Source organism: Mesorhizobium dulcispinae, assembly GCF_033977345.1.
GTDB lineage: Bacteria > Pseudomonadota > Alphaproteobacteria > Rhizobiales > Rhizobiaceae > Mesorhizobium > Mesorhizobium dulcispinae.
Map to the genome: position 1 here is coordinate 153,379 of NZ_JAVIIY010000012.1, position 22,218 is coordinate 175,596.

Below are 22,218 nucleotides of genomic sequence, written 5' to 3' on the forward strand. Positions count from 1 at the left end.
CATCTGACCGGGTCCAACACGCTCTAACCCGGCTGCCAGGAAAACAATATGACGATTAATGTTGGCGGGACTTATTTTCTCGGCGCCGGTTCGATTTGCCGCATCGCCGTCGCGGCCGCGGTGCTGTGCGCGCCACTGCTGGCCGGCGGCTGCACCAGCACTAGCGCCAACAGCTCGGCGCCGACGGCATTGACCGAGGGCCCGAAGGACACCGGCTCCTATCCGAACCTCAACATTCCGCCGCAAGTGGCCGCCAAGCAGCTGTCCAAGGAAGAGACCGCCGCCAAGCTCGGCGAGCTCAAGGCCGAGCAGCAGGCGCAGGTTGCCAAGGGCGGCCGCGCGAAGCCAGCCCCCAATACGGCCGCGCTCAACACGCTCGCCAGGACGCATGGCGACGACACGCTGAAGCAGATCGAAGGCAAATGCGATCCCGCCCTCGACCCTAACTGCAATTAGGTTTATATCGCGCGCCGAAAGCGCCCCCGTTTGATCGTCTGGAACTGAAATGGAAGAATTTCACAAGGTCCGCCGGCTTCCGCCTTACGTGTTCGAGCAGGTCAACCGGCTGAAGGCCAGCGCCCGCTCGCGCGGCGCCGACATCATCGACCTTGGCATGGGCAATCCGGACCTGCCGACGCCGAAGGCCATCGTCGACAAGTTGTGCGAAGTGGTGCGCGATCCGCGCACGCATCGCTATTCCTCCTCGCGCGGCATTCCGGGCCTGCGCCGCGCCCAGGCCGCCTACTACCAGCGACGCTTCGGCGTGAAGCTCAACCCCGACACGCAAGTGGTGGCGACGCTCGGCTCGAAGGAAGGCTTCGCCAATATGGCGCAGGCGATCACCGCGCCCGGCGACGTCATCCTGTGCCCCAATCCGACTTACCCGATCCATGCCTTCGGCTTCATCATGTCGGGCGGCGTCATCCGCTCGCTGCAGGTCGAGCCCGATGACGGCTTCATCCCGGCGGTCGAGCGCGGCATCCGTCACTCGATCCCGAAGCCGCTGGCGCTGATCCTCAACTATCCGTCGAACCCGACGGCGCTGGTCGCCTCGCTCGATTTCTACAAGGACGTGGTCGCCTTCGCCAAGAAGAACGACATCATCATCCTGTCGGACCTTGCCTATTCCGAGATCTATTTCGACGGCAATCCGCCGCCCTCGGTGCTGCAGGTTCCTGGCGCGATCGACGTCTGCGTCGAGTTCACCTCGATGTCTAAGACCTTCTCGATGCCGGGCTGGCGCATGGGCTTTGCTGTCGGCAACGAGCGGCTGATCGCGGCGCTGACGCGCGTCAAATCCTATCTCGACTACGGCGCCTTCACGCCGATCCAGGTGGCGGCGGCGCATGCGCTCAACGGCGACGGCGCCGACATCGCCGAGGTGCGCGAGGTCTACCACAAGCGGCGCGACGTGATGGTCGATTCCTTCGGTCGCGCCGGCTGGACCATTCCGGCGCCGGCGGCCTCGATGTTTGCCTGGGCGCCGATCCCGGAACAGTTCCGCCAGCTCGGCTCGCTCGAATTCTCCAAGCTGCTCATCGAGCATGCCGACGTGGCGGTGGCGCCGGGCATCGGCTTCGGCGAGTATGGCGACGATTTCGTTCGTCTGGCGCTGGTCGAGAACGAGCACCGGATCCGCCAGGCGGCGCGCAACATCAAGCGCTTCCTCGCCTCGACCGCCAAGCAGCCCAACAACGTTGTGCCGCTCACCGCGCGCCGCTAGAGCCGGATGATTTCAGGCCCGTTCGGCCTGAAATCTAAATCCGGCTCTCAATCAAAAGAGATAGAGCATGATGTCGTCCGAAAACCGCTTCACACTTTTCGGCATCATGCTCTAGTTCACCGCACATCACACCGACCAATCTTTGAGGGGCGTCGCCGGACATGGCTGAAGCGTTGCGTGTTGGAATTGCCGGCCTCGGCACGGTGGGCGCCTCGGTGGCGCGCGTGCTCAAGGAAAAGGCCGCCGAACTCACCCGCCAGTGCGGCCGCGATATCGTCGTCGCCGCGGTTTCGGCGCGCGACCCGAAGCGCGACCGCGGCGTCGATCTGAGTGGCGCCAAGTGGTTCGACGATGCCGTGAAGCTGGCCGAGAAGGCCGATATCGATGTCTTCGTCGAGCTGATCGGCGGGGACGAAGGGCCGGCGCGCGCCTCGGTGAAGGCGGCGCTCGAGGCCGGCCGCCATGTCGTGACCGCCAACAAGGCGCTCCTGGCCAAGCATGGCGTGCAGCTCGCCGAGATCGCCGAGAAGAAGGGCGTGCTGCTCAACTACGAGGCGGCGGTGGCCGGCGGCATTCCGGTCATCAAGACGATGCGCGAGGCGATGGCCGGCAACCAGGTCACCCGCGTCTTCGGCATCCTCAATGGCACGTGCAACTACATCCTGACCCGCATGGAGGCCGAAGGCATCTCCTTCGACGCCTGCCTGAAGGATGCGCAGCGGCTCGGCTATGCCGAGGCAGACCCGACCTTCGACATCGAAGGCCACGACACGGCGCACAAGCTATCGATCCTGACCAGCCTTGCCTTCGGCACCAGGATCGCCGCCAGCGACATCTATATGGAAGGCATTTCCAACATCACGCAGGCCGACATCCGCGCGGCGGCCGACCTCGGCTATCGCATCAAGCTGCTCGGCGTCGCCCAGCGCACCGACAGCGGCATCGAGCAGCGCGTGCACCCGACCATGGTGCCGACGGCTTCCGTCATCGCGCAGGTGCACGGCGTCACCAATGCGGTAGCGATCGAGACCGACATCCTGGGAGAATTGCTGCTCTCGGGCCCAGGCGCGGGCGGCAATGCCACGGCCTCGGCTGTGGTCGGCGACATTGCCGACATCGCCAAGAGCCGGCCGGGCTTCCAGCACGGGCCGGTCTTCGGCTGGCCGGCGAAGGAATTGAAGCCCTACAAGAAGGCGCAGATGCGCAGCCATGCCGGCGGCTATTTCATCCGGCTCACCGTGCACGACCGCATCGGTGTCTTCGCCGCGATCGCCAAGCGCATGGCCGACAATGACATCTCGCTGGAATCGATCGTGCAGCAGTCAGCCGGGCCGGAAACCGAGGCGCAAAAGACGGTGATCCTCGTCACCCATGAGACGACGGAAGCAGCGGTGCGCAAGGCGGTCGAAGGCGTCACCAAGGACGGCCATCTGACCGACAAGCCGCAGGTGATCCGCATCGAGCGGGCGGAATAAGTGCAATTTGATTTCACGCATGTCTTGGCCCGAAACCGGTTCCCACTTTCGGAGACATGCGTAGTCATACTTCACCTTTAATCGATTGATATTGCTGCCATTTCAAAAATTGACATGGCAAGTCTTGCCGTTGTCATGGAGCTTTGCCAGAAGAAGCGCGCCTCTGGCGGGAGGCGCAGTGCAGTATCAACGAGGAATGCCTATTTATGAATATGGCCCAGAACATCGCAGCCGGCCTCGACCGTATCCTCACCATGGAAGTGGTGCGCGTCACCGAAAGGGCCGCTGTCGCCGCTGCCAGGCTGCGCGGGCGCGGAGACGAGAAGGCAGCCGACCAGGTCGCCGTCGACGCCATGCGCCAGGAGCTCAACCGGCTGGCCATCAAGGGCACGGTGGTGATCGGCGAGGGCGAGCGCGACGAGGCGCCGATGCTCTATATCGGCGAGGAGGTCGGCACCGGCAAAGGTCCGGCGGTCGACATCGCGCTCGATCCGCTCGAGGGCACGACGATCTGCGCCAAGAACCTGCCCAACGCGCTGGCCGTCATCGCCATCGCGGAAAAGGGCAGCCTGCTGTTCGCGCCGGACGTCTATATGGACAAGATCGCGATCGGTCCGGGCTATGCCGAAGGCATCATCGACATCGATGCACCGCCGGCCGAGAACATCGCCAATCTCGCCAAGGCCAAGGGTGTCGCGGTGTCCGACATCACCGCCTGCATTCTCGATCGTCCGCGCCATGCCAAGCTGATTGACGCCGTGCGTGCCACGGGCGCCGCGATCCGGCTGATCGGCGACGGCGACGTCGCCGGCGTCATCCACACTACCGACCCGGAAGAGACAGGGATCGACATCTATCTCGGTACCGGCGGCGCGCCGGAAGGGGTGCTGGCCGCGGCCGCACTGCGCTGCACCGGCGGCCAGATGCAGGGACGGCTGATCCTCGACACGCCTGAGAAGATGGCGCGGGCCGAAAAGATGGGCATTTCCGATCCGAAGCGGGTCTATCGGGCGCAGGACATGGCGCGCGGCGACGTGCTGTTTGCCGCAACCGGCGTCACCGACGGCAACCTGCTCGACGGCGTGAAGTTCGGCCGCACCTTCATCACCACCCATACCATCGTGCTGCGCTCGTCCTCGCGCACCGTGCGTGAGATCAAGGCGCGTCACCAGGATCTGGACAAGTTTTGATTTCGTCCCGTTTGGACGCTTTTGCGGCAATTCGAGGAAAGCCACTCCACAGTTTTCCTGGAATTACCCACGTTCCCGCAATTGCCCCGACCGCCGCCTGTTGATATCTGCGCAATGATGATGTGCAGACGGCGCGTCGCATGACGGGCGAGAAACGGTTCTTCCTCGATGTCAGGCAGTCGGCGACCGGTGTTTCCTGGGAGCACCGGCTGACCGAGCGGCAGGACATGGCCGCTTTGGCCATCGCACAAGGCCACGGGGTGCCGGACATCGTGGCGCGCGTGCTTGCCGGGCGCGGCGTCAGCGTCGAGCAGACCGAGCGCTTCCTCGATCCGACCATTCGCGAGCTTTTGCCGAACCCGGCCTCGCTGACCGACATGGAGAAGGCGGCGGCGCGGATCGCGGATGCGATCGTGGCCGGCGAGAAGGTGGCGATCTTCGGCGATTACGATGTCGACGGCGCGGCCTCGTCAGCGCTGCTGAGGCGCTTCCTCGCGCATTTCTCGATACCGTCCGAGATCTATATCCCCGACCGCATCTTCGAAGGCTACGGCCCCAATCCGGAGGCCATGCGCGAGTTGATCTCGCGCGGCGCGAAGCTGATCGTCACCGTCGACTGCGGCACCAACAGCGCCGCGTCGGTCGAGGCGGCCAAGCAAGCCGGCGCCGATGTCGTGGTGCTCGACCATCACCAGGTCGGCGGCGCGCTGCCGGCGGCGGACGCTGTGGTCAACCCGAACCGCGAGGACGATCTTTCGGGGCAGGGGCATCTCTGCGCCGCAGGCGTTGTCTTCCTATGCCTTGTCCAGACGGCGAAGGTGCTGCGCGAGCGGTTGCCGAACGCTGCGCCGGTCGATTTGCTGTCGGTCCTCGACCTCGTCGCGCTGGCGACGGTTTGCGACGTGGTGCCGCTCACCGGCGTCAACCGCGCTTTCGTGGTCAAAGGCCTGCAGATGGCGCGCCAGCAGAAGAATGAGGGGCTGGCGGCGCTGGCGCGGGTCTCGCGCATCGGCGAGCCGATCAACACCTTCCATCTCGCCTATCTGATCGGGCCGCGCATCAATGCCGGCGGGCGCATCGGCGATGCCGCGCTTGGCAGCCGCTTGCTCGCCACCGACGATCCTGTGGAAGCCGCAAGCATTGCCGAGACGCTCGACCGGCTGAACCAGGAACGGCAGCAGATGGAGATGGAGATGCTGGCGCAGGCGCGCGCCGAGGCCGATGCGGAGCTTGCCGGCGGCAACGGCCCGGCGATCGTCGTCACCGCCAGCAACAGCTGGCATCCCGGCATCGTCGGGCTGCTGGCCTCGCGGCTCAAGGAGCATGCGCGCCGGCCCGCTTTCGCCATCGCCTTCAATTCAACCGGCATCGGCACCGGCTCGGGGCGTTCGGTCTCAGGCTTCGATCTCGGCCGGCTGGTGCGCGAGGCGGCCGAGGCCGGGCTGATCGTCAAGGGCGGCGGCCACGGCATGGCGGCGGGCATCACCGTCGAGCGCGCCAAGCTCGGCGCGCTCAGAGCCTTCTTCGAGGAGCGCGCTGCGGCGGACGTGTTCCGGCTGCAGAGCGAGGAAAGCCTGGCGATCGACGGCGCTTTGGCCGCCGAGGGCGCGACGCTGGCACTCCTCGACGCGCTGGAGAAAGCTGGCCCGTTCGGCGCCGGACATATCGCGCCGGTGTTCGTGCTGCCGCGCCACCGGCTCACCGATGCTCGGGCCATCGGCACCAACCACATCCGCGCCGACCTGCAGTCGCAAAGCGGCGGCAACCTTCAGGCGATCGCGTTCCGCGCCGTCGACACCGCGCTCGGCGAATTCCTGTTCAAGAACAGGGGCAAGACCGTGCATGTCGCCGGTTCGCTGTCAGGCAATTACTGGAACGGTAACCGGACGGTGCAGTTCCGCATCGCGGATGCCGCGATTGCTTGAATTACGGTCGATGCTCCGGATCAGGCGAGCACCGTCTGCAGCCGCGTCAATTCGCTGATCTGAGCCATCGTCGCATGATAGCCGAGGCGGATCGCCTCGTCGGCACGGTGGAACTCGGTCAGACCGATATGGCTGAGCTTCGGCTGCAGCGACATATCGGGCGGATCGCCGGCGAGCCTGGCGCGCGAGATCCGGTCCTGGATGATGTTGAAGGCCTCGACCATGACGCCGGTGATGCCAAGGCGGGTCTGGTGCGGCGGGTGTTGGGGATTGGCCTGGCCGGGACGCGGCGCGTCGGTCTCGATGACGAGCTCACCCGCGCTGTGCTTGATGACCGCGGCCCGTCCGAACAGGTCGTAATGGAGGTTGACGGCAACGACCAGCGGCTGCTCATAGGCGCGGCAGACCGAGACCGGCACGGGATTGACGAGCGCGCCGTCGACCAGCACGCGGCCGTTGCAGTTGACGGGCTCGAAGACGCCGGGCAGCGCGTAGGACGCGCGCATGGCGGTGATCAGCGATCCGTTCGACAGCCAGATTTCGTGGCCGGTGCGGATTTCGGAAGCGACGGCGACGAACGGTTTCGACAGGTCCTCGAAACGGATACCGTCCACGTGCTCACGCAAACGCGCGTCGAGCTTCATACCGCCGAACAGACCGCTGCCGCGCAGATTGAGATCGAGAAGCCCGAAGAGGCGCCGCTTGGTCAGGCTCCTGGCGAATTCCTCAAGCTCGTCCAATTTGCCGGCGAGATAGCAGCCGCCGACGAGCGCGCCGATCGAGGTGCCTGCGATCATCGACACTTCGATGCCGGCTTCGTCCAGCGCGCGCAGCACACCGATATGGGCCCAGCCGCGGGCGCAGCCACCACCGAGCGCCAGCGAGATGCCTGCCTTCTTCGCCTTCGGCTCGGGCACGCCGCCGGACGATGCAGGGCCGTTGGCCTCCTGAACGTCAGGTCTGCTGCGCAATGACGCCCATTCGAGCATCATGATCTCCCTTGTCCCTTATCCCTTCTACACCAAGGATGTTTGAGAATAGTGAATGTGAGTGGTTTGTGAATATTGAATGGTTCACACCGGCTTCCGATACGTCCGTTCCGCATCGAACAGCGGCTTGCTGCCGTCGTCGGCAAGCACCGCCTTGCCGTCGCTGAGCTCCACCGTCCGATAAAAGCAGGAACGTCTGCCGGTGTGACAAGTTGCGTCGTGGCCCAATACTTTGACGCTCAACCATATCGCGTCCTGGTCACAATCCGTGCGCATCTCGACGACACGCTGAAAGTTGCCCGAGGTCTCGCCCTTCTTCCACAGCGCATTGCGCGAACGCGACCAATAATGCGCGATGCCGGTTTCCAGCGTCAGCGCCAGCGCCTCCGCATTCATATGCGCGACCATCAAGAGCATGCCGTCGCCGGCGTCGGTGACGACGACGGTCACGAGGCCGGCGGCATCGAAGCGCGGAGAAAGGACGGTGCCTTCCTCCAACGCCTTCTTGTCTGCTGGAGCTTCGGGAAATTCGAGTGCCGACATTGCCGGTCCTTGTTCGACTTGAAGACGTGCTGATGCTTGGGAGCCTAGTCTGCAAAATGGCGACTTTCCGCTTCCGGTGCTCACGTACTTCAATACGCTCCGCTCCGGATCTCGGAAACCACCATTTTCGACTAAGCCTACGCCTTTAGCAGGTGAGGGCGGACGATCAGCTGCGCACCATGGTGACGAAGCGCACCTGTTCCTCGGGCGTGTCCCTGAAGACGCCGGTGAAGGTCGAGGTGAGCGTGGTCGAGCCCTCTTTGCGGATGCCGCGCATGGCCATGCACATATGCTCGGCCTCGATCATGACGGCGACACCGCGCGGGTTGAGCACGTCCTGGATGACGCCGGCGATCTGCGCGGTCATCGCTTCCTGCGTCTGCAGGCGATGGGCGAAGATATCGACGACGCGCGCGATCTTGGACAGGCCGACGACCTTGCCGTCCGGCAGGTAGCCGACATGCGCCTTGCCGATGATCGGCACCATGTGGTGCTCGCAATGGGAGTGGAACTTTATGTCCCTGACGATGACCAGATCGTCATAGCCGGCCACTTCCTCGAAAGTGCGGCCAAGCTCCTCGGCCGGGCACATGTCGTAGCCGTTGAACATCTCACGGAAGGCCTTGGTGACGCGCTTCGGCGTGTCGACAAGACCTTCGCGGTTCGGGTTGTCGCCGGTCCAGCGCAAAAGCGTGCGCACGGCGGCTTCCACCTCGGCCTCGCTTGGGCGGTCGGTGACAGGCTTCTCCATGTAGGAGGAGGGGGGCATGAGTTTCTTGATGACGGCATCCATAAAAGGCGTCTCCCGTAGTCCCACTCAAAGGTGGGACGAGTTGAACGGACCACGACCTTTCGGGTGAAACTCGCCCGGTTTCCAGCCCGTAAGCGGCGTGAACAGATGAGCGATGACAATGGCTTGAGGTTGCCTTGTCGATGCCCGGCTGCCAGCATTATATATGCTCGGGCAGAGCGAAAGGAAGACGCAACAGCGGCAAACGCTGTTCGCTTGGCGGCGACGGATTGGAAAAATATGATCGACGACGTCTACAATGCGAAAATTCTCGGCTTCGCCGGAAACATCGCCCGGATCGGCCGGCTCGACCACCCCGATGCCACCGCCAGAGCGCATTCCAAATTATGCGGCTCGACCGTCACCGTCGACCTCAAAATGGACGGCGATGTGGTGACCGATTTCGCCCATGACGTGAAAGCCTGCGCGCTCGGCCAGGCGTCATCCTCGATCATGGCGAAGCATGTGATCGGCGCGAACGCCGACGAACTGCGCGCGGTGCGCGAGACCATGCTGAAGATGCTGAAAGAAAACGGTGCGCCGCCGGAAGGCCGTTTCGCCGAGTTGAAGTATCTGGAGCCGGTGCGCGACTACAAGGCGCGCCATGCCTCGACCATGCTGACCTTCGACGCGGTGGTCGACGCGATCGGCCAGATCGAGAAGAAGCGCGCCGGACAGGCGGCTTGAGGGCTGTGCCCTAGGTCATTCACCTGGTCAAGGCGAATTCGCTTCGTACCCAGTCGGCGAAAGCCCTGGCCGGCTCGGAAAGTTCCCTTAAGTTCCTCGCTACCAGCCAGTAGGCGCCGGAGGCGACGTCGACATCGAACGGCTTGATCAATGTGCCGGACGCGAGCTCTTCACCGACCTGCAAGAGATCGCCGAGCGCCACGCCATGGCCGAGCAGCGCAGCCTGCTTCGAAAGCGAGACGTCGGCCAGCATCGGCCCACGCGCGGGTATCGCGTCGGCGGGCACGCCTGCTGCCTGGAACCAGCGCGCCCAACCCTGGCGGTTTTCCTCATGCAGCAGCGTGTAGTGGCGAAGGTCGATCGGCTTTTCCAGGGGAGGGCCGGATGCGAGCAACCCGGGCGACAGGACCGGTGAATCGACGGTCGACGCCAAGTGCTCGGCCTCGCTGCGCGGCCATGATGTGGCGTGCGCGCTGAAACGCAAGGCGAGTTCGGGCTGATCGCTGCGGAACTCGATAGGCCGTGGATCGACTTCGAGGGACACATCGATGTCGGGCCGCATCTGGCGAAAGCGATTGAGCCGCGGCAGCAGCCATATGGCGGCTAGCGATGGCTCGACGCTGACGCGCACGACGGCTTGCGCCGGCGAGGCCGTGAGCTCGGAAAGCACGTGGTCGATGTCGTCGAAGCTTCTGATCAGCTGGGCGAGCAGCCGGCGCCCGGCATCCGTCAGCTCGACGCGGCGATGGAGGCGGAGAAACAGCGGCTGGCGCAGGAAGGTCTCGAGCTCGCGGATCTGCCGGCTGATCGCGGCCTGCGAAACATAAAGCTCTTCCGCCGCGCGGCTGAAGCTCAAGTGCCGGCCGGCCGTTTCGAAACTCCTCAGCGCCGTCAGCGGCAGCCGGCCCCGCTTCATCTTTCGCATAACCTCAAGTTATCCGACGCGGAAATTATACTCGTTTGAGGACAAAGGCCAGAGGCAGTCTAATGGGCGCTCAAAGGAGCACTGCCATGATCCAGATCCTGGCCATTTTGACCGACGTGATACGGATCGCGACCTTTCAATGGCAAGGCGAAGCCCGGCGCGGCCGCGGTTGCCAGGATCGTCAGGATGTCTTCCGCCATCATGAGCCGTTGACCGACAGGCGCCCCATCCGCCACACCAGGCCATGAGAGGCAAAAGGTCATTGCGTTCCCGGCCCGAAGCCCACATCTATCGCTCAAGGAAACTGGCTTGGAGACGTGCGGATGGGCGACCATCCAGGACATGCGCATGGCGTGCGGCCGATCCGGCATGGGCGCAACTGGCAGGGACCCTGGCGCAAGACGCCGGGTCGTGTCCTCGGCACGTCACTGGTGCGCCTCTATCAGCTTACGCTTTCCGGCTTTGTCGGCAACAGCTGCCGGCATCTGCCGACCTGCTCCGAATACGCATATGAGGCAATCGGCCGCCATGGCCTGTGGGCCGGCGGCTGGATGGCGCTGTTCCGGGTCTCGCGCTGCGGACCGTTCGGGACGCATGGCATCGACCGCGTGCCGGAGACGCTTGCCCGGCGCTACGTCTGGTTCATGCCATGGCGCTACTGGGGGATCGGCAGGAAACGCGGCGAATCGAATGACTGACGGCGAAGCATCGCTCGACCGAACAATAGGCCGGAAACGGGTGGCGACACTCTCACGCTGAAACGACACTGGAGTCTCGGAACATGAGGTGCTTCCATGATGTCGCTGTTTCTGGCCATTCACGTCCATGCTGCCAAGCGAGGCGATGGACTGCTTCCCGAATTCCTCGGACTTGCGCCGCACCCGCGCGACGCGGCGAAGGCGACGAACAAAAATCCCGCAGCCGGCGAGCAGGAGCCGAAAAGCGCTGCCAGGCAAGATCCGCGGGAGCGCAGGCCGGTCCGAAAACCGGTTGTCCTATAGCCCGCTGTATTCGAAATCGGGTCGGGTCTTAACGGTCTGGTAGGGTTAACGCCAAGCTGCACAAACACTGCGAATTTGAGACAAAATCGAGACAAGACGCCTCGCTAAGCCGCCGTCCCGTAATCCCTTTCCGGAGTGAGCTTCGATGCGCCAGATGGACCGCTATCCGTTCTTTATTGCCATTATTCTGTTCCTTCTGGCCTGGATGCTCGGCCTGCCGATGCGGGCGCAATCGGCGCCACTGAAGGACATTCACTGCACGCTGATCCAGGACCAGGAAAGCGGCGCGACGCTTTATCAGGACGGCGTCTGCGACCAGCGCGTCAGCCCGGCTTCAACCTTCAAGGTGCCCCTGGCGCTGATCGGCTACGATGCCGGCATCCTGAGCGACCAGCACACGCCGAGCTGGGACTACAAGCCCGAGTTCAACGCGGTGAAGCGCGACCGGAAGACCGTCGACCCGACGATCTGGGAACGCGATTCCATCATCTGGTATTCGCGCGAGATCACGCGCCGGCTCGGCGCGAAAAGTTTCGCCGGCTACGTATCGAAGTTCGGCTACGGCAATGCGGATGTCTCAGGGACGGCCGGCAAGAATGATGGCCTGACCAATTCCTGGGTGGATTCCTCGCTCGAAATCTCGCCGGTCGAGCATACCGACTTCCTGCGCCGGCTGCTTGCCGGCAAGATGCCGGTCTCGGCCAAGGCGCACGAGATGACGAAAGCGATCATCCCGAGCTTCAAGGCCGGTGACTGGACGGTGCAAGGCAAGACCGGCAGCACGGGACTCGACAAGAACAAGCGGTCGCTCGGCTGGTTCGTCGGCTGGGCCGAGAAGGATGGCCGCCGCATCGTGTTCGCCCGGCTGGTTGTCGATGCCAAGCGCAGCGACATGCCGAAGGGCCTCGCGACGCGGGCGGCCTTCCTCAAGGATCTGCCGCAGCTGGTGAAGTGACCGGATTTCAGACGCTTCGGCGGGCGCGCAGCAAGTGCCCGCCCGAATTGCCGCGGCCAGCATTAGGGGCCCTGGCAAAACGGGCGGCAATGTCGCCGCTCTCGAGATCCTCGATGTCGTCGAAGCCGAGATCGTTGAGGGACTTCGCCAGCGCGCGAGGATCAAAGAAGCTGATCCAAGGCTCGCCGACGGATGCGACGCGTGCGGCACGGAAGGCAAGCGTCGCCCGTCTCGCCACGTCGCGGTTCTCAGCCGGTTCGCTATAGTCGAACACGACCTCGGAGCCAGGGATGCCGGCAATGTAGGACAGGGTGCCGAAGATAGCTTCCCGAGTGAGATAGGGCACCACTCCAAGCCATATGAAGAAGCTCGCCTCGGTCGGCTTGAGACCGGCCGATGGCAGTTCTTCCGACAGAAGCTGGCGCTCGAAATTCACCGGCACGAAGGCTGTGCCGGCGGGTTCGGCAAGGCCGGCTTCGGCGATACGCTGGCGTTTCCAGGCTTGCGTTGCCGGGTGGTCGACCTCGAACACGGCAAGGTCCGGGTATGGGTTGCGCAGTGAGAACGTATCGAGTCCGGCGCCGAGCACCACGACTTGCCGGACACCGCGTCGCACCGCTGCCGCCAGCCAATCCTCGGCTAGGCGAGCGCGCGCCGCAACGAACAACCGCATGCGGCGCCCATGCTCGTCTTCCTGCTCGAGCTCCTGCGCGTCGGGCGCGGCTTCGCCCAGAATTGCTGCTGCGTAGGGATCGCGAAACAGCGCGGCCTGCGGTGAAAATTGATGCATTGCCCGCAAGCGTGCGACTCGAAAGGCGGTTCGGCTGGGTGTGGCGTCTTCCATCCCGGTCATCCAAACCTGTCCCGGGATTGTTCGCAAGCCTTCGCGACCGGCCTGCGACATCGCTGGCGACATTTCCTGACGGGCCGCTCTTTACCTGAGGCGGCGCTGCCTCTAAAACCGCGCCCGCCGGCCACCGTCCATGTGATTGGCGCCTCCGGCTAACCCTCTGCATGCTCCAGCACGCGACATGCATTTCACCACCCGCGCTCGTTTGCGGGACTGGATAGGAGAACTTTGATGCTGAATTCCGTTTCCCTGACATTTCCCGATGGTTCGGTCCGCGAGCACGACGCGGCGATGACCGGCGCCGGTCTTGCCGAATCGATCTCGAAGTCGCTGGCCAAGAAGGCCGTGGCCTATGCGATCGACGGTACCATACGCGACCTTTCCGATCCGCTCGGCAAGTCCGGCAAGGTCGAGATCATCACCCGCGAAGACCCGCGCGCGCTCGAGCTCATCCGCCACGACGCGGCGCATGTGCTGGCAGAGGCCGTGCAGGAGCTCTGGCCGGGAACGCAGGTGACCATCGGGCCGGTGATCGAGAACGGGTTCTATTACGATTTCGCGCGCAACGAGCCGTTCACGCCGGACGATTTCCCGGCGATCGAAAAGAAGATGCGCGAGATCATAGCCCGCAACAAGCCGTTCACCAAGGAAGTCTGGTCGCGCGAGAAGGCGAAGAAGGTCTTCGCCGACAAGGGCGAGCGCTACAAGATCGAGCTGATCGACGCCATCCCTGAGGACCAGGACATCAAGATCTACGCGCAGGGCGACTGGTTCGACCTCTGCCGCGGTCCGCACATGGCCTCGACCGGCCAGATCGGCAATGCCTTCAAGCTGATGAAGGTGGCGGGCGCCTACTGGCGCGGCGATTCCAACAACCCGATGCTGACGCGCATCTACGGCACCGCGTTTGCCGACCAGGCGCAACTCGAGGCCTACCAGACGCTGCTCGAGGAAGCCGAGAAGCGCGACCACCGCAAGCTCGGCCGCGAGATGGACCTGTTCCATTTCCAGGAAGAAGGGCCGGGCGTCGTCTTCTGGCACGCCAAGGGCTGGAAGATGTTCCAGAACCTGGTCAACTACATGCGCCGCCGCCTCGACGAGCATGGCTATGAAGAGGTCAACGCGCCGCAGGTGCTGGACAAGAGCCTGTGGGAGACGTCGGGACACTGGGGCTGGTATCGCGATGCGATGTTCAAGGTCACGGTCGCCGGCGACGACACCGACGACGATAGGGTCTTCGCGCTGAAGCCGATGAACTGCCCCGGCCATGTGCAGATATTCAAGCATGGGTTGAAGTCTTACCGCGAACTGCCCGTAAAGCTTGCGGAGTTCGGCAATGTGCATCGCTACGAGCCGTCGGGCGCGCTGCACGGGCTGATGCGCGTGCGCGGCTTCACGCAGGACGATGCGCATATCTTCTGCACCGAGGAGCAGCTCGCCGCGGAATGCCTGCGCATCAACGACCTGATCCTGTCGACCTATGCCGATTTCGGCTTCGACGAGGTCGCCGTAAAACTGTCGACGCGGCCCGACAAGCGCGTCGGCACCGACGAGGCATGGGACCACGCCGAGGCGATCATGAGCAACGTGCTGGACACGATCCGCACGCGCTCCGGCAACCGCATCAAGACCTCGATAAATCCGGGCGAGGGCGCCTTCTACGGTCCGAAGTTCGAGTATGTGCTGAAGGACGCCATCGGCCGCGAATGGCAGTGCGGCACCACGCAGGTCGACTTCAACCTGCCGGAGCGTTTCGGCGCTTTCTATATCGGCTCGGATTCGGAGAAGAAGCAGCCGGTCATGGTGCACCGCGCGGTGTGCGGCTCGATGGAACGCTTCCTCGGCATCCTGATCGAGAACTATTCGGGCCACTTCCCGCTGTGGTTCGCGCCGCTGCAGGTGGTGGTGGCGACGATCACCTCGGATGCCGACGAGTACGCGATGAAGGTCGTCGCGCGGCTGAAGGCGGCGGGCCTGCTGGCTGAAGCCGATCTGCGCAACGAAAAGATCAACTACAAGGTGCGCGAGCACAGCCTAGCCAAGGTTCCGGTCATCCTCGTCTGCGGCAAGCGCGAGGCGGAAGAAGAAACCGTCAACATCCGCCGGCTCGGCTCCCGCGACCAGGAATCGCTCAAGCTGGCGGATGCGGTGAAGTCGCTCGCCGACGAGGCGGTCTCGCCGGACCGCAAGCGCCGGGCGGCTTGATTTCCTGAATCTCCAATCTCTTCTCGGATGGCGGTGGCATGGTCCACCGCCATTTTCACACGCCTGTCACGCCAACCTTGTAACCGAGCCGCCATGCTCAAGCTGAAACTGCGGGAAAGGCCATTTCCCGAACTCTCCTACGCCAACCAGCATCAGCCGGCGCTGACGCGGTGGTTCATCCATTCCGTCGAGGGCCTGTCGGGCCGCGACCGCTTTGCCGTGCTCTATGATTTCTGGCGCAGCCAGGTGGCGCCGACCGGCGAGCGCGTGTTCAGCCGCATGCTGGAGCTGATCGACGTCAAGGTGCGCAACGCCGGCCATTGGCCGCCGGCAAATTTGCCTGATACGCCGCTGGTGATCGTCGCCAACCATCCGTTCGGCATCGGCGACGGCATCGCCGTGCTGTCGCTGGTCGAGCAACTCGGCCGTCCATTCCGGGTCATGATCCACAAGGATCTGCTCAGGATCCGCGAGATGGAAGCCTATTCGCTGCCGATCGACTTTTCCGAGACCAAGGACGCGCTGAAGAACAACATGGCCGTGCGCCATGAGGCGGTTCGGCTGTTGAAGGAAGGCGTCACCATCGTCGTCTTCCCGGCAGGCGGCGTCGCGACGGCGCCCAAGGGCTTCGGCCGCGCGATCGACCTGCCGTGGAAGATGTTCCCGGCCAAGCTCATCCAGGAGGCCAAGGCCTCGGTCATCCCGATGCATTTCTCCGGCCAGAACGGCCGCCTGTTCCACCTCGTCAGCGGCCCCATGAACATGGCCGAGCGGGACAACCGCGTGGCGAAATTCGTCGGCAAGGCGTCGCTGACGCTGCGCACCTCCTTGCTCATCCGCGAGTTCGCGCGGCTGTCCGGCAAGGCGATCGAGGTGCGCATCGGCGATATCCTGAAGTGGAGCGAGCTCGAGCCGTTGCGCGACCGCAAGCTGCTGCTCGATCGGCTCTATCGCGCGGTCTTCGATCTCACGCCGCCGGCTGCGCCACGTGGGCGTGTGCCGTTTCTGCCAAAGCGGATGCGCAAGGCCGCCTAAACAGATCGACTAGTCCGCGCCTTCCTCGGGATCGATGGCGGACGATTCGTTGGCCACAACCTCGATTTCCTGGTTCTGGCCGGCAACGACCGTGAAATCCTTCTGGTAGATGCGGTCGCGGTTCTTGGCGATGATGGTGTACTGGCCCTCGGCCAGCACCATCGAGGCGAAGGCGCCGACGGCTTCCTTGATCGGATCGCCGGATTCGTTGAGCAGCGACCAGGAGGTGTCGGCAATGGCTTCGCCGCCGGGTTCGCGCACCAGCTTCATCGTCATCTCGGCCGCGCGGTGCTCGACGGTGGCCTCCGTCAGCTTGCCGGCCTCGACGCGGATGTCGGAGCGGATCACCGCGTTGACCGCGCCATAGGTGGAGACGACGTGGTAGGTGCCGGCATTCAGCCGCACCACCGTGTTCGGCTCGACATCGGGGGCGATCAGCGCGCGGTCGCCATTGGCCTCGACCTGGCCCTCATAGATCGCGAAACGGAGCTTCTTCGGCGCGATATGCGCGCCGCCCGACGTCACTGCGTCGAGCTTCAGACCGCCGGCGTCGAGGACGAGGCTCTCGCGCTTGGCATCCTTGCCGACGGTGATGCGCTTTGTGGCCCCGGCCCGCCCATAGGAGGCATGGACAAGATAGCTGCCGGGATCGAGCTGGAACACCGCCGTGCCGCCATGCGCGGACGCCACCATCGGCAGCTTGCCGTCGCTGGCGGGCTCGGGCTTGAACACACGCCAGACGATGCCGCGAGTGATGTCGGCGCCCTTGTCGGTCAGTTGCGCGGAAAGGGTGATGGCTCCGCCGCTGCCAAGTGCCAGCGACCTCTCGCTTTTCGGCGTCGCGTAGCTCGAAATGCCAGGCAGCTTGATGTCGCCGACGTCGTTGGCGTTCTGGGCCAGCGCAAACGAAACCGGCACCGCGAACAGCGCGGCGATAAGCCCGATCACGAAAAGGCGCAGAGTCCCCTCAAACATGCCTTGCGTTGAAGCCTAAGGCGGTGGCAATTTCAAGGCTCAAGGGCGTGTCGCGTCGCGTCAGCGCTCTTTATCCGGCGCATTCCGCGCCATTGCCCGAGCCGCCCGACCTCCCGATGGCGCGCTTCAGCTCAAAATTGAATGCTTAGGAGACTTGCGCCCATGGCGTCGCCGATCATCGACTTCTTGCTGACCCGCAATTCCGCGCCAATCCCCGACCTCAAGGAACCGGCGCCGAGCGATGCGGAGATCGCCACGATGATCACTGCTGCCTCGCGGGTGCCGGACCATGGCCGGCTCGAGCCCTGGCGGTTCATCCTCTACCGCGGCGAAGCGCGGGTCGAGATCGGTAGGAAGCTGGCAGCCCTTGCAGAACAGCGCGAGGGGCCGCTGGCCGAGGGGCGGCGCAACCAGGAACTGGGGCGCTTCTCGCGCGCGCCGCTGGTGATCGGCGTCGTGTCGGTACCGCGGGAGAACCCGAAGATCCCGCAATGGGAGATGTTCCTGTCGGGCGGAATGGCGGCCATGAATCTGGTGATCGCGGCCAACGCGCTGGGCTATGGCACCAACATGATCAGCAACTGGTATTCCGACGTTGCGGAGGGCAGGGCGATCCTCGGGCTGTCGCCGCAGGAGCGCGTCGTCGGCTTCGTCCATATCGGCTCATACCAGGGGCCGGCGCCCGAGCGGCCGCGGCCCGATCCGGCGAAGCTCTATGCCGACTACACAGGACCTTGGGCGGGATGAAGCTGCCTACGGGCGGCGCAAAGGGGCGCGGCCTGGCTCGCGATCCTTCGAGGGCGGCGCGACCGCGATGACGGAAGGGCTGCAGCGACGCGCCGTCATGACAGCGCGCACATAGCCGGGCTCACCCATCCGGATGCTGCCGTCGGGAAGCCCGAGAATGCGGTCGAGGGCGATCTCGTAGAGCCTGACGCGCTTTTCCAGGGCTTCGATCGCTACTTCCATGTCGGCATCGCTGCCGCTGGCAAAGGCCTTGGCGATGACGTCGTGCGTGGCCATGCCGAACTGCATGACGATATCGGCGACGCCTTCCGGATCGAAGGTGCGGAACGTGCCGTCCGCGACGCCTTGCCGGATGATCTCGACCAGCACGGGCGAAAAGGATGCGCTGGCCGCCAGATTGATGCGGTGGAACAGCACCAGGTTTTCCGGACGGAACAGCGTTTCGAACAGCGCCCAGGCTTCCGCGGCGGTCTCGATCTTGGCCTGCCGCGATTTTGCCAGGAGCGCATTCAGTCGACCCAGCGGGTCGAGGGCCGGATCGGCGACAATGTCCTCGACGCCGGCGAGCGCCTGTTTCGCAAAGCGCTCGGCCAGCGCTTCCAGCAGCGCCTCCTTGGAAGGAAAGTAGTGGTAGAAAGCGCCCTTCGAGATGCCGGCGGCGGCAATCACGTCATTCAGGCTGGCCTTGTCATAGCCATGCGTCAGGAACAGGGCCTGGGCATGGTCCAGCAGTTCTTCGCGCCTGAGTTCCGGGTGCTTGACGATACGGGGCATGGCGAAACCTTCTGCACGCAGCGGCCGTTCCCGTCCAGATGACGTAGTCGACGCTTGAGCTATAGACCAGTGGTCGGTATAATAGACCAGTGGTCGATTTCGGCCAATAGCGGCGGGGCATGTCACGGAAGGATGGGTCATGGTCGCGAAATTGGTTGTCCAGACATTCCTGTGGTTCGGCTTCATGGGCGCGCTGCTTTTCGCGTCCGCCGGAACGCTGCATTGGCCGGAAGCCTGGGTCTACTTGGTGCTGATGGTAGGGCTCAGCCTGACGCTGGGCGTGGCGCTGGCCCGGCGCGATCCCGGCCTGATGAACGAGCGGCTGCGCCCGCCGATCCAGAAGAACCAGACGGCGGCCGACAAGATCCTGCTCTCGATCCTGCTCATCGCCATCTTTGGCTGGCAGATCCTGATGGGGCTCGACTTCCGCTTTGGCTGGTCGGCCGCTCCGGCATGGCTGCAGGTGGCAGGCGGGATCGTCCTGCTGCTCGGACTCTGGATCTGCTACCTGACGATGCTGGAGAACAGCTTTGCTGCGCCAGTCGTGAAGATCCAGGACGAGCGCGGCCAGAAGGTGATCACCACCGGTCCTTACAGTTATGTGCGCCATCCGATGTATGCCGGCGCCATTCTGTTTTTCGCCGGCACGGCGCTGCTGCTCGGCTCCTGGTGGGGACTTCTGTCGGTCGTCGCGTTCGTCGTTCTGCTCGCCATCCGCACCTTCATTGAAGAAAAGACGTTGCGGACTGGATTGCAGGGCTATGACGACTATGCGGCGAACGTCCGTTATCGGCTGATCCCGATGGTCTGGTAGCGGTTCAGGCGGAAATCCCCGCGGCTTTAGCGCGGGCCAGCAGCCGTTCGGCGAGCCGCAGATGCGGCCGGTCATACATCTTGCCGTCGATGCCGACGACGCCGGGATTTCCCGCCGCCGTGAAGGCGTCGACGATCGCCTGCGATCGCTCGATCGCGTCGGCCGACGGCGTGAAGGCTGCGTTGATGACCGGCACCTGCGCCGGGTGGATCGCCATCTTGCCGGTAAAGCCGTCGCGCTCGGCCTCCCTGCACTCGGCCTCGAAGGCGGCCATGTCGCGGAAATCCGGAAAGACGGTATCGATCGCCGCGACCTCGGCCGCTCCGGCCGCCAGGATGGTCATCGTGCGCGCCAGGCGGAACACATCGGTATAGCGGCCGCTCTCGTCGCGCGCCGAACGCGCGCCGATCGCCGCCGACAGGTCTTCCGCGCCCCAGGTGAGCCCGGCAAGCCGCGCGCTTGCCCCAGCATAGCTCGCTGCCGCCAGCACGCCGGCCGCGGTTTCGGTGATGATCGGCAGGATTTTTATGCCGCCATCCGGCAAGCCGCTTTCGGCCTCATGCACCCGGAGCTTGGCCGCCAATTGCTGGACGTCCTGTCCGCTGTTCGACTTCGGCAGCATGATGCCGTCGGGTTTCACCGCGACGAGGGCCGCGAGGTCATCGTCGGTCAGACCGGTCGTCAGATCGTTGACCCGCACATAGATGGCGCAGTTGGCTTGCCGCCGGTGGCCAGCGATGAAGCCCGCCGCGACCGCGCGCGCTGCCGCCTTGTTGGTGGCGGCGACCGAATCCTCGAGGTCGACGATGACCACGTCGGCGCCGGCGCCAAAGCCCTTTTCCAGCTTGCGCTCGGAATCGCCGGGCACGAAAAGCAGCGAGCGCATCAGGCAGCCTTCTTCATCATCATCGCCTGCCTCGTACATTTGGCGACGAGAACGTCAGCCTGATTGTAGGCGCGATGCTCGAATTCGACGATGCCGCGATCGAGCTTCGACTTGGACTCGCGCACAGAAACGACGGTGGTCTCGACCCGGATGGTGTCGCCATGGAAGACCGGGTGCGGGAAGACGGTCTCCTTCATGCCGAGATTGGCGATGGTGGTGCCGACGGTGATGTCGTTCACCGAGATGCCGATCATCAGGCCGAGCGTGAACAGCGAATTGACCAGCGGCCTGCCCCATTCGCTCTTCGCCGCGAAGTCGAAATCGACGTGCAGCGGCTGCGGGTTCAGCGTCATCACCGAAAACAGCATGTTGTCGCTTTCGGTGACAGTCTTGCGCAGCGTGTGCCGAAAGACATGGCCGACGACGAACTCTTCCAGATAAAGCCCGGCCATGGTCGATCTCCTCCGCTTATCCTTGCTTGATAGGCGTTGGTCGCGGCTCCATCAAGCCGGTTAAGAAACATGGTGAACCGTTCGTAAACCATTTCCAGCCTACCGTTCGCAACGGGGCCGGGGAACGTTCCGGCAAGGGCGTAGCTGGTCGGCATGATTGTTTCGCATTTTCTAAAATGGATTGATACGGCAAGGGTTTCCGAGCGCGCCGCCGCCGCAAGCGCGCTGGCCCGCGCCTACATAAATTCCGACCTGCCGTTCGAGGATCGCTGCGCCGCCGAGGCGGCGCTGACGCTGTTGCTTGACGATGTCTCCGCCAAGGTCCGGCAGGCGCTCGCCGAAGCGCTGTCGATGAGTCACCACGCGCCGCCGCAGGTGATCGCGGCACTCGCCTCCGACCAACCGGAAGTGTCGGCGCTGGTGCTGGCGCGTTCGCCTTTGCTTACCGATGCCGATCTCATCGACCGCGTCGCCTGCGGCCAGAAGGCCACCCAGAAGCTGATCGCCAACCGTCCCGTCGTCTCGATGCCGCTTGCAGCCGCGATCGCCGAGATCGGCGAGCCGGAAGCCTGCTCCACGCTGGTCGCCAATAGCGGCGCCGACATCGCGTCGCTGAGCTTCCGCCGCATGGCCGAACGGCACGGCCACCTGCCGCTGGTGCGCGAGGCGCTGATCGCCGACGCGCGCCTGCCCGCCGATTGTCGGCACATGCTTCTGGTCAAGCTCGGCGAGACGCTGAAAGGCTCGCCGCTGGTACTGGCGCTGATGGGCGCCACCCGCGCCGACCGGGTGATGCGCGACGCCTGTGTGAAGGCTTCGGTGACGCTGATCGAGGGCACGCGCGCCAATGAGCACGCGGCGCTGATCGAGCACCTGCGCCTGCGCGGCGATCTCACCGCAAGCTTCATCATCCGCACCATCGCGCATGGCAAGGTCGACTTCTTCGGCTCGACGCTGGTAGCACTTGCCCAGCAATCGGAGCAGCGGGTGAGGGCGCTGCTGGCCGGCGGGCACGACGTGGCGCTGCAGGCGCTGTTCCGCAGCGCCGGCCTCGCAGCCGCCACGCACGGCATCATCCTGCGGGCGCTGAAGGTCTGGCGCGAGGTCGCCAACGGCAAGCGCGTCGCCGGTGTGCAGGAAGTGAGCTGGCTGATGCTGAAGGAGCTTGGCGGGCAATCGGCCGAGGGCGATTTGGCCGGGCTGGTGAAGTCGATCCATCTCGATGCGCTGCGCGAGAACGCGCGCGGGCACGCGCTGGCGATTGCCGCTGCATAGCC

At 64.4% G+C, this 22,218-nt stretch carries 22 protein-coding genes and 1 pseudogene; 14 read left to right on the plus strand and 9 right to left on the minus strand.

The features are described from left to right. Nucleotides 1-48 precede the first annotated feature (48 nt). The 5 genes from RFN30_RS24145 to recJ all read left to right on the plus strand — a co-directional run bounded on the left by RFN30_RS24145 (nucleotide 49) and on the right by recJ (nucleotide 6,313). Nucleotides 49-456 carry a hypothetical protein gene (locus RFN30_RS24145; RefSeq protein ID WP_320264578.1) on the plus strand — a complete coding sequence of 136 codons (408 nt, stop codon included), beginning with the start codon at nucleotides 49-51 and terminating at the stop codon, nucleotides 454-456. 49 nt (nucleotides 457-505) lie between these two features. Continuing rightward, complete coding sequence (locus RFN30_RS24150; RefSeq protein ID WP_320264579.1) at nucleotides 506-1,723, plus strand: LL-diaminopimelate aminotransferase; 1,218 nt, start codon at nucleotides 506-508, stop codon at nucleotides 1,721-1,723. A 161-nt stretch (nucleotides 1,724-1,884) separates the two neighbouring features. Beyond that, nucleotides 1,885-3,198, plus strand: coding sequence for a homoserine dehydrogenase (locus tag RFN30_RS24155; RefSeq protein ID WP_320264580.1), 1,314 nt, complete (start codon nucleotides 1,885-1,887; stop codon nucleotides 3,196-3,198). Nucleotides 3,199-3,404: 206 nt separating this feature from the next. Next, nucleotides 3,405-4,388 (plus strand): class II fructose-bisphosphatase, encoded by a 984-nt coding sequence (glpX, locus tag RFN30_RS24160; protein ID WP_320264581.1) that lies wholly within the window; start codon nucleotides 3,405-3,407, stop codon nucleotides 4,386-4,388. A 140-nt stretch (nucleotides 4,389-4,528) separates the two neighbouring features. Beyond that, on the plus strand, nucleotides 4,529-6,313 hold the full coding sequence (gene recJ, locus RFN30_RS24165) for a single-stranded-DNA-specific exonuclease RecJ (RefSeq protein WP_320264582.1): 1,785 nt from the start codon (nucleotides 4,529-4,531) through the stop codon (nucleotides 6,311-6,313). A gap of 20 nt (nucleotides 6,314-6,333) precedes the next feature. Here recJ and RFN30_RS24170 read toward each other — a convergent pair whose 3' ends face one another. The 3 genes from RFN30_RS24170 to folE all read right to left on the minus strand — a co-directional run bounded on the left by RFN30_RS24170 (nucleotide 6,334) and on the right by folE (nucleotide 8,638). Then, nucleotides 6,334-7,302 carry a patatin family protein gene (locus tag RFN30_RS24170; protein ID WP_320264583.1) on the minus strand — a complete coding sequence of 323 codons (969 nt, stop codon included), beginning with the start codon at nucleotides 7,300-7,302 and terminating at the stop codon, nucleotides 6,334-6,336. Nucleotides 7,303-7,386: 84 nt separating this feature from the next. Further along, entirely contained in the window at nucleotides 7,387-7,845 is a 459-nt protein-coding gene (gene hisI / locus RFN30_RS24175; RefSeq protein WP_320264584.1) for a phosphoribosyl-AMP cyclohydrolase, read from the minus strand. A gap of 166 nt (nucleotides 7,846-8,011) precedes the next feature. Next, nucleotides 8,012-8,638: a GTP cyclohydrolase I FolE gene (gene folE, locus RFN30_RS24180; protein ID WP_320264585.1), complete on the minus strand. Its 627-nt coding sequence runs from the start codon at nucleotides 8,636-8,638 to the stop codon at nucleotides 8,012-8,014. Nucleotides 8,639-8,875: 237 nt separating this feature from the next. Between folE and RFN30_RS24185 the strand changes: the two genes are divergently transcribed. After that, nucleotides 8,876-9,322 carry an iron-sulfur cluster assembly scaffold protein gene (locus tag RFN30_RS24185; protein WP_320264586.1) on the plus strand — a complete coding sequence of 149 codons (447 nt, stop codon included), beginning with the start codon at nucleotides 8,876-8,878 and terminating at the stop codon, nucleotides 9,320-9,322. 19 nt (nucleotides 9,323-9,341) lie between these two features. Here RFN30_RS24185 and RFN30_RS24190 read toward each other — a convergent pair whose 3' ends face one another. Continuing rightward, complete coding sequence (locus RFN30_RS24190) at nucleotides 9,342-10,238, minus strand: LysR substrate-binding domain-containing protein (protein ID WP_320264626.1); 897 nt, start codon at nucleotides 10,236-10,238, stop codon at nucleotides 9,342-9,344. Nucleotides 10,239-10,333: 95 nt separating this feature from the next. Here RFN30_RS24190 and RFN30_RS24195 point away from each other — a divergent pair, with 95 nt between their 5' ends. The 3 genes from RFN30_RS24195 to blaOXA all read left to right on the plus strand — a co-directional run bounded on the left by RFN30_RS24195 (nucleotide 10,334) and on the right by blaOXA (nucleotide 12,203). Beyond that, entirely contained in the window at nucleotides 10,334-10,495 is a 162-nt protein-coding gene (locus RFN30_RS24195; protein WP_320264587.1) for a hypothetical protein, read from the plus strand. Between the two features lie 75 nt (nucleotides 10,496-10,570). Next, complete coding sequence (gene yidD, locus RFN30_RS24200) at nucleotides 10,571-10,945, plus strand: membrane protein insertion efficiency factor YidD (protein WP_320264588.1); 375 nt, start codon at nucleotides 10,571-10,573, stop codon at nucleotides 10,943-10,945. Nucleotides 10,946-11,393: 448 nt separating this feature from the next. Continuing rightward, entirely contained in the window at nucleotides 11,394-12,203 is an 810-nt protein-coding gene (blaOXA, locus tag RFN30_RS24205) for a class D beta-lactamase (RefSeq protein ID WP_320264589.1), read from the plus strand. 7 nt (nucleotides 12,204-12,210) lie between these two features. Here the strand turns inward: blaOXA and RFN30_RS24210 are convergent, their stop codons facing one another. Continuing rightward, the gene (locus RFN30_RS24210; protein WP_320264590.1) at nucleotides 12,211-13,107 is read right to left on the minus strand and encodes an SAM-dependent methyltransferase; all 897 of its coding nucleotides are present in this window, start codon (nucleotides 13,105-13,107) and stop codon (nucleotides 12,211-12,213) included. Nucleotides 13,108-13,284: 177 nt separating this feature from the next. On the opposite strand from RFN30_RS24210, the gene thrS reads away from it, so the two are divergent. Further along, the gene (thrS, locus tag RFN30_RS24215) at nucleotides 13,285-15,258 is read left to right on the plus strand and encodes a threonine--tRNA ligase (RefSeq protein WP_320264591.1); all 1,974 of its coding nucleotides are present in this window, start codon (nucleotides 13,285-13,287) and stop codon (nucleotides 15,256-15,258) included. A 93-nt stretch (nucleotides 15,259-15,351) separates the two neighbouring features. After that, the gene (locus RFN30_RS24220; RefSeq protein ID WP_320264592.1) at nucleotides 15,352-16,293 is read left to right on the plus strand and encodes a lysophospholipid acyltransferase family protein; all 942 of its coding nucleotides are present in this window, start codon (nucleotides 15,352-15,354) and stop codon (nucleotides 16,291-16,293) included. A 9-nt stretch (nucleotides 16,294-16,302) separates the two neighbouring features. Here RFN30_RS24220 and RFN30_RS24225 read toward each other — a convergent pair whose 3' ends face one another. Continuing rightward, complete coding sequence (locus tag RFN30_RS24225) at nucleotides 16,303-17,268, minus strand: RgsD C-terminal domain-containing protein (protein ID WP_320264593.1); 966 nt, start codon at nucleotides 17,266-17,268, stop codon at nucleotides 16,303-16,305. A gap of 162 nt (nucleotides 17,269-17,430) precedes the next feature. On the opposite strand from RFN30_RS24225, the gene RFN30_RS24230 reads away from it, so the two are divergent. After that, nucleotides 17,431-18,015, plus strand: coding sequence for a nitroreductase family protein (locus RFN30_RS24230; RefSeq protein ID WP_320264594.1), 585 nt, complete (start codon nucleotides 17,431-17,433; stop codon nucleotides 18,013-18,015). Between the two features lie 6 nt (nucleotides 18,016-18,021). Here RFN30_RS24230 and RFN30_RS24235 read toward each other — a convergent pair whose 3' ends face one another. Beyond that, nucleotides 18,022-18,789 carry a TetR/AcrR family transcriptional regulator gene (locus tag RFN30_RS24235; RefSeq protein ID WP_320264595.1) on the minus strand — a complete coding sequence of 256 codons (768 nt, stop codon included), beginning with the start codon at nucleotides 18,787-18,789 and terminating at the stop codon, nucleotides 18,022-18,024. A 139-nt stretch (nucleotides 18,790-18,928) separates the two neighbouring features. On the opposite strand from RFN30_RS24235, the gene RFN30_RS24240 reads away from it, so the two are divergent. Continuing rightward, a complete protein-coding gene (locus RFN30_RS24240; protein WP_320264596.1) occupies nucleotides 18,929-19,603 on the plus strand; it encodes a methyltransferase family protein in 675 nt (224 codons plus the stop codon). 4 nt (nucleotides 19,604-19,607) lie between these two features. Here RFN30_RS24240 and RFN30_RS24245 read toward each other — a convergent pair whose 3' ends face one another. Both RFN30_RS24245 and RFN30_RS24250 read right to left on the minus strand, forming a co-directional pair. Next, complete coding sequence (locus RFN30_RS24245) at nucleotides 19,608-20,489, minus strand: HpcH/HpaI aldolase/citrate lyase family protein (protein WP_320264597.1); 882 nt, start codon at nucleotides 20,487-20,489, stop codon at nucleotides 19,608-19,610. Then, nucleotides 20,489-20,947: pseudogene (locus tag RFN30_RS24250) on the minus strand (MaoC family dehydratase); the annotation flags it as partial. The pseudogene RFN30_RS24250 and the gene RFN30_RS24245, both read right to left, overlap by 1 nt. A 147-nt stretch (nucleotides 20,948-21,094) precedes the next feature. Between RFN30_RS24250 and RFN30_RS24255 the strand changes: the two are divergent. Beyond that, nucleotides 21,095-22,216 (plus strand): DUF2336 domain-containing protein, encoded by a 1,122-nt coding sequence (locus RFN30_RS24255; protein ID WP_320264599.1) that lies wholly within the window; start codon nucleotides 21,095-21,097, stop codon nucleotides 22,214-22,216. The last annotated feature ends 2 nt before the right edge of the window (nucleotides 22,217-22,218 follow it).